8 protein-coding genes are annotated in these 7,714 nt (G+C 67.5%); 5 read left to right on the top strand and 3 right to left on the bottom strand.

Annotated features, from left to right (window positions below; translation table 11 throughout):
• From AC1DWT_RS35775 to AC1DWT_RS35755, 5 genes are all read left to right on the top strand, one after another.
• Positions 1–554 (top strand): MCE family protein (locus AC1DWT_RS35775; RefSeq protein ID WP_477924287.1); only part of this gene is annotated, 554 nt, incomplete at its 5' end.
• Complete coding sequence (locus AC1DWT_RS35770; protein ID WP_477924286.1) at positions 551–1,591, top strand: MCE family protein; 1,041 nt, start codon at positions 551–553, stop codon at positions 1,589–1,591. The genes AC1DWT_RS35775 and AC1DWT_RS35770, both read left to right, overlap by 4 nt.
• Complete coding sequence (locus AC1DWT_RS35765) at positions 1,582–2,679, top strand: MCE family protein (protein WP_477924284.1); 1,098 nt, start codon at positions 1,582–1,584, stop codon at positions 2,677–2,679. Before AC1DWT_RS35770 ends, AC1DWT_RS35765 begins: the two co-directional genes overlap by 10 nt.
• A complete protein-coding gene (locus AC1DWT_RS35760) occupies positions 2,676–3,725 on the top strand; it encodes an MCE family protein (protein ID WP_477924282.1) in 1,050 nt (349 codons plus the stop codon). Before AC1DWT_RS35765 ends, AC1DWT_RS35760 begins: the two co-directional genes overlap by 4 nt.
• Positions 3,722–4,909, top strand: a complete 1,188-nt coding sequence (locus AC1DWT_RS35755) for an MlaD family protein (RefSeq protein ID WP_072945686.1) — start codon at positions 3,722–3,724, stop codon at positions 4,907–4,909. The genes AC1DWT_RS35760 and AC1DWT_RS35755 overlap by 4 nt, the downstream gene beginning before the upstream one ends.
• 8 nt (positions 4,910–4,917) lie before the next feature.
• Here the strand turns inward: AC1DWT_RS35755 and AC1DWT_RS35750 are convergent, their stop codons facing one another.
• The 3 genes from AC1DWT_RS35750 to AC1DWT_RS35740 are packed head-to-tail and all read right to left on the bottom strand — an operon-like array spanning position 4,918 to position 7,543.
• Positions 4,918–5,766 carry an ABC transporter permease gene (locus tag AC1DWT_RS35750; protein WP_072945688.1) on the bottom strand — a complete coding sequence of 283 codons (849 nt, stop codon included), beginning with the start codon at positions 5,764–5,766 and terminating at the stop codon, positions 4,918–4,920.
• Positions 5,763–6,578 carry an ABC transporter permease gene (locus tag AC1DWT_RS35745; protein ID WP_072945690.1) on the bottom strand — a complete coding sequence of 272 codons (816 nt, stop codon included), beginning with the start codon at positions 6,576–6,578 and terminating at the stop codon, positions 5,763–5,765. The genes AC1DWT_RS35750 and AC1DWT_RS35745 overlap by 4 nt, the downstream gene beginning before the upstream one ends.
• Positions 6,575–7,543: an ATP-binding cassette domain-containing protein gene (locus tag AC1DWT_RS35740; protein WP_072945692.1), complete on the bottom strand. Its 969-nt coding sequence runs from the start codon at positions 7,541–7,543 to the stop codon at positions 6,575–6,577. The genes AC1DWT_RS35745 and AC1DWT_RS35740 overlap by 4 nt, the downstream gene beginning before the upstream one ends.
• Positions 7,544–7,714: the final 171 nt, after the last annotated feature.

The raw sequence follows: 7,714 nt of genomic DNA, 5'->3' as shown, positions 1-7,714 counted from the left end.
ACCCGAAGCAGGTCAACGAACTCGCCACCGAAGTCGTCGCCGTGTTCGACGGCCGGAAGACGAGCATGGAAACGCTGCTGCGCCGGGTCGCGGACGTCACCGGCACCCTCGCGAATCACGATCAGCTGATCGCTGATCTCATCGCGAACCTCGAGGTGGTGGTGGGAACGGCGGCGGCCCGCGGTCCGGAACTGTCCCACCTCGTCGACAGCCTCACCCAGTTCAGCGGGATGCTCGCCGAGAACAACGAGGTTCTCATGGACACCCTCGATCAGAGTGCGGCGGTGAGCCGCTCGGCGCTGCAGATCGTCGACGGGCGGGTTCCGGAACTCGGCCGCACGGTGAACCGACTCGAATCGCTGACGGGGGCGATGGTCGGTGCCGACCCGGAATTCGATCACCTGATGGTGGCCATGCCGCAATTCTTTGCTTCCGTCGACCGCTCGGGCTCCTATGGTTCCTGGCTCAACATCTACCTGTGCACGTTCATCGTCAACGTCGACGGTCGCGAAGGCGCCCTCGGTCCCGACCTGCATTCGAGGTACTGCCAATGAGTGTCACCGACACGGTGCGCGACGTCTGGGACGCGCTGGCCGGAAACCAGCGGGTGCGGCCCGTCAACCCGTTGATCGTCGGAATCGTGGGAATCCTCGCCGCGACGCTGGCGCTGGCCCTGGTTCTCGTGATCCCGCGGGTGAGCTTCAGTGTGCGAACCGACGGTTACACCGCCGAACTCGCGAACGCCGCAGGCCTGACCGATTCCGACTACGTGTACGTGGCCGGGGTGCCCGCCGGCCGGGTGACCGCGGTGGACCTGGCAGGCGATCACGTGGTCGTCCACTTCCGGCTCGACGGCGCGCGTCACCTCGGGTCGACGACGTCCGCGGGCGTCAAACTGTCGACCATCCTCGGCAAGCGGTATCTTGACGTGTCACCGTCGGGGCCCGGCGGCCTGGGCGACGACGGAGTGATTCCCCTGAGCCGCACCAGCGTTCCGTACTCGCTCGACGACATCGGCTCGTCCGCGCTCGAGACGGCGGACGACCTCGACCTCGGCGGACTGCAGAAGATGCTCACCGTCGTGACGGACACGGTGCCGCAGGACGCGACCCTCAACCGGGAGGCACTGTCCGGGGTGAGTGCGGCGTCCGCGATCCTGGCGAAGAACGCGGATCAGGTCACGCAACTGCTCGACAGCTCGCGAACCCTCACCGACGTGCTGGTCGGTCAGCAGGATCAGCTGACCACCCTGCTCGGCAACGCCGACGTCGTGATGAACACGCTCGCCACCCGGCGCGAGGCGATCCGCCGGATGGTCGACGATCTCCAGGCCCTGATCGCGCAGGCGTCCCAGTTCCTGGGGGAGAACACCGCCGAACTCGACTCACTGCTCGCGAACGCGCGGCAGGTGACGGAGCGACTCGACGCGAACCTCGCCAACCTCGACGCACTGCTCACCACGGGTGCACCGGCGGCGAGGGCGCTCGTCAACGCGACCGGAAACGGTGACTGGGCCGACGTGTCGGCGCCGTCGGCCGTGATCGCCGACAACCTGCTCTGCGTCGTCGGACTGATCACGGGATGCTCGTGAACGCGGGAACCGCACGCCGGGTCGTCGGGATCGGCGGCGTGCTCGTCCTCGTGGTGGCGATCGTCGTGGCCGGGTGGCTGCTGATCTTCCGCACCTCCTCCACCGTGATTCATTCCGAATTCGCCTACGTCAACGGCGTGTTCCCCGGCACCGAGGTGACCGTGCTCGGCGTGCCCGTCGGCACCGTCGGGTCCGTCGAACCGCGGGGCGGGGTGGTGACGGTCACGATGTCGATCGCGTCCGACGTCGTGGTGCCCGCCGATGCGCACGCGTACGTGCTGGTGTCCTCCGCGATCGGGGAGCGTTTCGTCGAACTCGGTCCCGCGTACACCGGCGGTCCGGTGCTGGAGAGCGGGCAGACCATTCCCCGCGAACGCAGTCATTCGCCCATCACCTGGGACCAGTTGATGGACAGCGTCGACACCGTCGTCAAGACCCTCGGCCCGGACGGCGGCGACGCCGGCGCCGCGATCTCGGCAGCCGCGGCGTCCACGGACGGGCTCGGTCCCGCGATGAACGACGCCATCCGCACACTGTCGCAGGCGAGTTCGGTGATCGCGGGAAACAGCGCGGACGTCGGAGCGCTCGTCGACAACCTCGAGATACTCGTCGACACGATCTCGGCGCGTCAGGCGCAGGTCGACTCCCTCGCCGGGTCGCTCACCGCCATCGGAGACGAATTCGCCGGGCAGCAGTTCGCGATCGGCGACACGGTGAACCAGCTGTCCGCCTTGCTGAATCAGATCGACCACCTCGTGTCCGCCCGGGGCGGCGACATCGCCGCCGGCATCGACGATCTGGCGGGGGTGAGCGAGGTGCTGCAGCGACACGACACCGACCTCGCCGAGATCATGGACCTGGTGCCGTTGCTGATCGACAACATCCAGCGCGCGGTCACTCCCGACCAGCGTGCCCGCATCCGGTTGAACATCTCCACCAACCTGGCGCAGGCCGAGCCGACGTCGCCGCTCTGCGCGGTGGTGGATCCGATCCTCTGCCGGGGAGCGGGAATCACCAACCCGATTCAGTTTCCGCCCAGCATGTCCGACCCGTTCGGGCTGCGCGAACTCATGGTCGGAGGACGATGACGATCCGCACCAGAACGACGTCGCTGACGGCGGCGCTGATCGTCGGCGCGACGCTGCCCGCCGCCGGTTGTTCGCTGAGCCTGCAGGAACTGTCGGTGGGCCGCTCACCGGACGGTCCGTCCTACGAAATCACCGCGCAGTTCGACGGCGTCGATCGTGTCGTGCCCGGCGCCGAGGTCCGGGTGGGACAGGAAGTGGTGGGCCGTGTCTCGGAGGTGTCGACCCGGGATTTCACCGCGGAGGTCGAGATGCGGATCCGCGACGACGTCCCGATTCCGCGGGACGCGACGGCACGCATCGAATTGCCCACGGCCCTCGGTAATCCCTTCATCCGACTCGACGTCGCGGATGCGGCCGGCGCACCGATGAGCGAGGGCGACGTGCTCCCGCCGGCGCAGACGTCGCGCGGCCCCGACATCGAAAGCGGGCTGGCCGCCCTGGCCACGGTGCTCAACGGCAGCGGCATCGACCAGATACACGCCATCATGAACGAATTGACCGCCGCCTTCACCGGCCGCTCCGACAAGATCCGGGAACTGGCGGACATGCTGAACGACACGCTGGGCGTCGTCGACGACCACCGGGACGAACTCGATCGGGCGATGGTGGCGTCCCATGCGTTCGCGGCGGAACTCGCCGCCGGGCAGCCGGTCCTCGACCGCGCGATGACCGATCTGGCGCCGGTGCTGGATCTCCTGGTGTCGCAACGAGATCAGATCACGGCGCTGATGGGGGAGGCCTCCCGGCTCAGCCGTGAGGCGCAACGCGTCCTCGGCAGTGCCGGATCCGCACTGTCGACCGAGATCAGCGACGCCGGGACCGTGCTCGCCGCCCTCGACGGCTTCGAGTCGGAACTCGCCCCCACCCTGAACTCGGTGGCGACGTTCCTCGGCGGATTCGCCGCCGCCACACCCGGTGACTACACGACATTCGACGGAACGTTCGACGTCACCGCCGTCATCGCGAAGCTGCTCACCGGCTCGGCTCCGCTCGAGGTGCCCGAAGCCCGCACGTTGCCCGAGGTACTCGGCGGAGGCGTCCGATGATGACACGCCACGTCGTGGCGCAGCTGGTGTTGTTCCTCGTCATCTCGGTCGCCGCGATCCTGTTCGGGCTGCGATACGTCACCGGGCCGGACACGTTCGGAAACCCCATTCACCTGACGGCCCGGCTCGACCACGCCGCCGGTCTCGCGCAGGGTGCATCCGTCAACTACCGCGGAGTCGGAGTGGGAAGGATCAGCTCCGTCGACGTGAACGAGGAGGGGACGGGCATCGTCCTCGGCATCGAACTGCACCCCGGCACACAGGTGTCCGCCGGGTCGACCGCGAAGATCACCACCGAGAACGCGATCGGTATCCAGGCGCTCGACATCATGCCGGGCAGCGCGGATCCGCCGTACCTCGCGGACGGGGCCCTCATCGACGTCCCGCAGGAGGGGATTCCGCGATCGCTCGACGTGACCCTCGTCCAGACGACGGACCTCGTGAACTCGATGGACGTCACCGCCCTGTCCTCGCTCGCGGACACGTTCGGCACCGCCTTCGGGGGCACGGGACCCGACCTGCAGAACATGCTCGACGGTTCCGCCGAGATCGCCCGGACCCTCGAAACCCGCACCGACGCACTGTCGACCATCGTGAACAAGGGCATTCCGCTCCTGGACACGGTGGATGGACTCACCGCGGCCCTCCCCGAGTCGGCGAGCACCGCCCGCAGCGTGCTCGAGCAGTTGCGGGCCCACGACTCCGCACTCGTCGACCTGCTCGGGCGCTCGCCGCAGACGATGGCCAGCCTGGACGCACTGCTGTCGGGAAACCGCGACTCCCTGGGCGCCCTGATGGCGAATCTGGTTCTCCCCACCGAGATCGTCGGCGACCGGACCCCCTCCCTCGAGTACGGCCTGACCATCATGCCCGGCGCACTATCGAAGATCGCGTCGATCGAGAAGGGCGGCCTCGCCGACCTTCTCCTCGTCGGAACGCAGGGGCCGATGTGCGTGTACGACGCCCCACGCCGTCTGGTGACCGAGGCGGAACCGAGCACGCCCGCGCTGGACTGGACCTGCCAGTCGCAGCAGTATCTCGAGCAGCGGGGCGCCGTGAACGTCCCTCGACCCGACGACCGCGGGCAGGAGAACGCGACCAGGAACGGCGGTGTCTACGGCCCACCCGCCGCGGACGATCCGCTGGTCATCGAACCCCCGCTGACGGGGCACACCCCGCGTTAGACCGGTTGCTACGCCGGGTTGCCCGCGGCCCGGCGGTAACCGCGCACCGCGGGGTAGGTGAAGATCAGCAGACCGCCGACCGACCACGCGATCGTCTTCAGCAGAGGTTCCGCGACGGGACCGCCCATCGACAGTCCCTTCATCGCGTCGATCGCGCAGGACATCGGCTGGTTCTCGACGAACGGCTGGAGCCAGGTGGGATAGGCGCCGGTGGGCACGAACCCGGAGTTGAAGAACAGCAGGAGGGTGCACAGCAGGGAGAGAATCTCGACGAGTGGCGCCTTCGCCGCGTTGACCGCGAGGGCCGTCACCATCGTCGCGAAACTCACCCCGAACAGCAGCGGCAGCAACATCAGGGCGATGCCGGCGAGAATGCCCTGGTTGAACCGGAACCCGATGGCGAAACCGACCGCGATGATCAGCACGGTGGTGAGCACGATCCGCACGGATTCGGCCATGAGACGGCTGAGCAGGCCCGACGCGCGGTGCACGGGCAGCACCCAGAAACGGCTCAGGAGCCCGTCCGCCCATTCCTTCTTCAATGACAGACCGCCCGCGATGGAACCGAACATCGCGCCGACGAGCGTGATCATCGGAACGGTCCCGAAGACACTGTTCACGCCGGTGGCCTTGGTGATCGAAATCCCGAGCACCGCCCAGAACATCAGCAACATCAACGCCGGGTACACGATCGCCTGCAGCATCGTGTACGGGTCCCGGGCCCAGCGAAGCAGAAGGCGCTTGGTCTGCAGCAGGCTGTGCGAGAACAGCGCGGTGAGAGAGTTCTCCGGGTGGGGTTCGATCACCTCCGGAAACGTCACCGTCGCCGGTGAGTCGGATCGGTACTCGGTGGTCATCCGCGCCTCACATTCGACCAGATCGACAACGGAATGAAGACCAGCGCCAGCCCGCCGCACCACAACAGGGTGGGTGTCAGCTGGTGGAACGTGATGGTGCCATCCGTCATGGCACGCATGGACGTGGAGAACTGCGAGATGGGCTGATTGCGCACGAAGCCCTGCGCCCACTCGGGGAACTGCGTCACCGGAACGAAACCGGAGGAGAACATGCCGAGGATCAGCTGGGGGAGCGTCAGCGCCTGACTGGTGACCTCGGGACTGCGGGTGAGGGTGCCGAGGGCGTCGGCGCCCGTCGTGAGGGTGAACCCGATCAGCATCGCCAGCCCGCAGAACGCCGCGGTCATCCCCAGTCCGCCGGAGAACCGGAAGCCGATCGCGTATCCGTAGCCGATCGCGGCGACGAGTGAGATCGTCGAGTGCACGAGGCACGCGGTCATGCGCGCCGTCAGGGGGACCGCCGCCTTGACCGGCATCGTCTGGAACCGGGAATTCATGCCGTTCGACGCCTCGGTGGCCGCGCGGTGTGCCGCCGAGATCGCGGTGAACGCCATCGCCTGCAGGACGATGATCGGCATGACGAACTGTGCGTAGTCGATGCCCTGGAACTTCATCACCAGACGCAGCGGCAGATAGAAGCCGATGGTGAAGATCAACGGCGCCAGCACTGCGATGAAGAACTGGCCGAACACCCACATCGTGTGCAGATTCCGCTGGGACAGCGCAATCCACTGCTGGACGCTCGACGGGTGCGGCCGCCGGTGCTTACCTTCGAGGGTGCGCTCGAATCCGAGCTGGGCGGGCGCCGTCACGACGGCAGGCTCTCGTCGACGCGGACGTGGCCGGTGAGTGAGAGGAACACGTCGTCGAGGGACGGGCGCCGCAGGGCGATGTCGGCGAGTGTGACCCCGGCGAGGTCGAGTCGGCGAAGAACCTCGGCAAGGGTCTGGGCGCCGTGCTCGGCGGGAATCGACAACCGGTCGGTGCCTTCCTCGATGACCCGGCCGGGTGGGCACAGGCTCGTGAGGATCTCCCGGACGCGTGGCAGGTCGTCGAGGCTGACCGGGACGACCTCGCAGTAGCTTCCGCCGGTCCGGGCCTTCAACTCGTCCGCCGTGCCCTCGGCGATCACGGTGCCCTTGTCGATCACGACGATGTTGTCGCTGAGGAGGTCGGCCTCCTCGAGGTACTGCGTCGTCAGCAGGATCGTGATGCCCTGCTCCTTGAGCGCGGACACCAGGGACCACACGCCCTGGCGGCTGCGGGGGTCGAGGCCGGTGGTCGGCTCGTCGAGGAACACGACCTCGGGACGGATCACGAGGCCGCAGGCGATGTCGACGCGCCGGCGCATACCGCCGGAATACCCGGACACCTTCCGGTCACCCGCGTCGAGCAGATCGAACTGCGTCAGCAGATCCTGCGCGCGCGATTTCGCGGACGCCTTGGGCAGGCCCATCAGCCGGCCGAACAGCACGAGATTCTCGCGCCCGGTCAGCGACTCGTCCAGTGCGGCGTACTGACCCGTCATCATGATGCTGCGACGGACGTCGGCCGACTCCTCGACCACGTCGTGCCCGGCGACGAATGCGCGGCCCGCATCGGGGCGCAGCAACGTCGACAGCACGTTGACGGTGGTGGTCTTCCCAGCGCCGTTGGGGCCCAGGATGCCCAGCACCGTGCCGCGGGGCACCTCGAAGCTGACACCCCGCAACGCTGCTACGTCTCCGAAGGATTTCTCGATTCCCTCGACAAGAACGGCGGTGTCAGGTGCTGGCATGTCCTCGAGTATGTCACGCGAAGAGGGCGATCAAAGCAGACCGGCGAAGACCTCCCCGCCAGCGGAACACGGACTGAAATCTTGTGTAACGGGTCGAGACAGGTCCGCGATAAATGCCGGACGTCTGTACCACTTCGGCCCCGGCGGCCGCGGTGGAATCGATCCCGTCCG

Source organism: Rhodococcus sp. P4_B6, assembly GCF_056402215.1.
The sequence above is the reverse complement of the archived record's forward strand: the minus strand, read 5'-3'. Positions and strand labels throughout refer to the sequence as shown.